Here is a 2,316-nt window from a genome sequence, read left to right as displayed (position 1 = left end):
GCGAGATGCCCGCCGCGACGAGAGCCGGGACGTCGACGGGACGCGCCATCAGGCCTTCGCGACACGCAGGACGAGGGCATCCCCCTGGCCGCCGCCGCCGCACAGGGCCGCCGCGCCGACGCCCCCGCCGCGACGCCTCAGCTCGTGGGCGAGGGTGAGGACGACCCGGGCGCCGGACATGCCGAGCGGATGACCCATGGCGATGGCCCCACCGTTGGGGTTCACGTCGTCGAGGGCGAGACCGAGCTCCTTGGCCGAGGCGAGACCGACGGCGGCGAACGCCTCGTTGATCTCGACGACGTCGAGGTCGGAGGCCCGCAACCCCTCCTTCGCGAGGGCGGCCCGGATGGCGTTCGCCGGCTGCGACTGGAGCGTCGAGTCGGGGCCCGCCACGACGCCGTGTGCCCCGATCTCCGCGAGCCAGGAGAGCCCGAGCGACTCCGCCTTCGAGCGGCGCATGACGACGACGGCCGCGGCGCCGTCGGAGATCTGCGACGCCGATCCCGCGGTGATCGTGCCGTCCTTGGCGAACGCGGGTCGCAGCGCGCCCAGGGACTCGACCGTCGTGTCGGCCCGAACCCCCTCGTCGGTCGCGAAGACGACCGGGTCGCCCTTGCGCTGTGGGATGGACACGGGGACGACCTCGTCGTCGAAGTAGCCGTCCTTCCACGCCCGCGCGGCCCGCTGGTGACTGTTCGCGGCGAACGCGTCCTGCTCCTCCCGGCTGAACCGCTGCTCGCCGGTGTTGGCCGACTCGGTGAGCGACCCCATCGCCTGCCCGGTGAGCACGTCCCACAACCCGTCGTAGGCCATGGAGTCCTGGAGCGTGACGTCGCCGTACTTGTACCCCTCGCGGCTCTTCGGCAGCAGGTGCGGGGCGTTCGTCATCGACTCCTGGCCGCCGGCGACGATGATCTCGAACTCACCGGCCCGGATGAGCTGGTCGGCGAGCGCGATGGCGTCGAGCCCGGAGAGGCAGACCTTGTTGACGCTGAGCGCGGGGACCGACAGGGGGATGCCGGCCTTGGCCGCGGCCTGGCGGGCGGGGATCTGGCCCTCGCCGGCATACAGGACCTGGCCCATGACGACGTAGTCGACGTCCTCGGGCGCGACGCCGGCCTTCTCCAGCGCCCCCTTGATGGCGAAGCCGCCGAGGTCCGACGCGGAGAACCCCTTGAGGGACCCGCTCATCCGGCCCATCGGGGTGCGCGCCCCCGCGACGATGACGGTGGGATCGGTGGCCATGACTCGCCTCCAACATCGGTGTCAGTGATCGTCTCGACTCTACCCACGCGCGATGACAGCGCAGAGGCCGCGGCGGGTGCCCTTGGCCACACGAGGGCTTCGACGGCATATGCCCGACATAGGCTGCCGCGCATGAGCGCCGACCTGTTCACCGCCATCGATCATGTGGGCGTCGCGGTCCCGGACCTGGAGAAGGCCATCGCGTTCTACCGCGACGTCCTCGGCATGGAGCTCGCGCACGAGGAGACGAACGAGGAGCAGGGGGTCCGCGAGGCGATGATGCGCGTCGGCGACAGCGGCTCGTGCGTCCAGCTGCTCGCCCCGCTCACACCGGAGTCGACGATCGCCAGGTTCCTCGACCGCAACGGCGAGGGGATCCAGCAGGTCGCCTACCGGGTGGAGGACGTCGATGCGGTATGCGACACCCTCCGGTCCCGGGGGCTGCGGCTGCTCTACGAGTCGCCTCGGCGCGGCACGGCCGGCTCGCGGATCAACTTCATCCACCCCAAGGACGCCGGCGGGGTCCTCGTCGAGCTCGTCGAGCCGGCCGACGGCGCCCACTGACCAGACCACGACGGTCCGGCCGGCGACCAGGGGGATCCCGGCGTCACGGGTGCCGGTCGAGCTCGGAGGCGGTGAGCACGACGAGTGCCGCCGTCCACGCGAGGGGGGCGGGCCCGGCGGGTCGGCCGTCGGCGAGGACCTTCTCGGGGAGCGACCCCCACGGAGCACGATGGGCGTCGAGCCAGCCCATCCAGTGTCGGGCCGTCGCCGTGCGGCCGCTCTCCGCCGCGGTGTAGGCGACGAGCGCCGTCTCCGGGGTCCACGACTCGCCGTGGTTGTACCACCACTCGCCGGGAGCCAGACCACCCCCGTCGCGCCGGGCGTTCTCCTGGTAGGTCGTCCAGCTCGCGAGGATGTTCGCACCCGCCTCACCCCGGCCGGACCCGAGCGCGGGGGTGGCCCCCACGAAGGCGGGCATGAGCATCGCGACCGCTGCGTCGCGGCCGCCGACGTCGCCGTATCGCTGGAACGTCGGCCCGAAGTCCGCCACGACGACAGCGGCCAGCC

General features: G+C 72.5%; 2 protein-coding genes and 1 pseudogene. 1 reads left to right on the top strand and 2 read right to left on the bottom strand.

Features of this window, described 5'->3' with window-relative positions; genetic code table 11:
• Positions 1-48: 48 nt before the first annotated feature.
• Positions 49-1,245 carry an acetyl-CoA C-acetyltransferase gene (locus BN12_RS21095; RefSeq protein WP_048555539.1) on the bottom strand — a complete coding sequence of 399 codons (1,197 nt, stop codon included), beginning with the start codon at positions 1,243-1,245 and terminating at the stop codon, positions 49-51.
• A 132-nt stretch (positions 1,246-1,377) separates the two neighbouring features.
• On the opposite strand from BN12_RS21095, the gene mce reads away from it, so the two are divergent.
• Positions 1,378-1,809: a methylmalonyl-CoA epimerase gene (gene mce, locus BN12_RS21090; RefSeq protein WP_048555538.1), complete on the top strand. Its 432-nt coding sequence runs from the start codon at positions 1,378-1,380 to the stop codon at positions 1,807-1,809.
• A 43-nt stretch (positions 1,810-1,852) separates the two neighbouring features.
• On the opposite strand, the pseudogene BN12_RS21085 reads toward mce, so the two are convergent.
• Positions 1,853-2,316 (bottom strand): annotated as a pseudogene (locus tag BN12_RS21085) (glycoside hydrolase family 15); the annotation flags it as partial.

It is taken from the genome of Nostocoides japonicum T1-X7, from assembly GCF_001046855.1.
Classification (GTDB): Bacteria; Actinomycetota; Actinomycetes; order Actinomycetales; family Dermatophilaceae; genus Nostocoides; species Nostocoides japonicum.
The sequence above is the reverse complement of the archived record's forward strand: the minus strand, read 5'-3'. Positions and strand labels throughout refer to the sequence as shown.

What these genes read in the sequence shown, in the direction of transcription:
- BN12_RS21095 (WP_048555539.1), bottom strand. Translation starts at nt 1,245, where the DNA reads ATGGCCACCGATCCCACCGTCATCGTCGCGGGGGCGCGCACCCCGATG.
- mce (WP_048555538.1), top strand. Translation starts at nt 1,378, where the DNA reads ATGAGCGCCGACCTGTTCACCGCCATCGATCATGTGGGCGTCGCGGTC.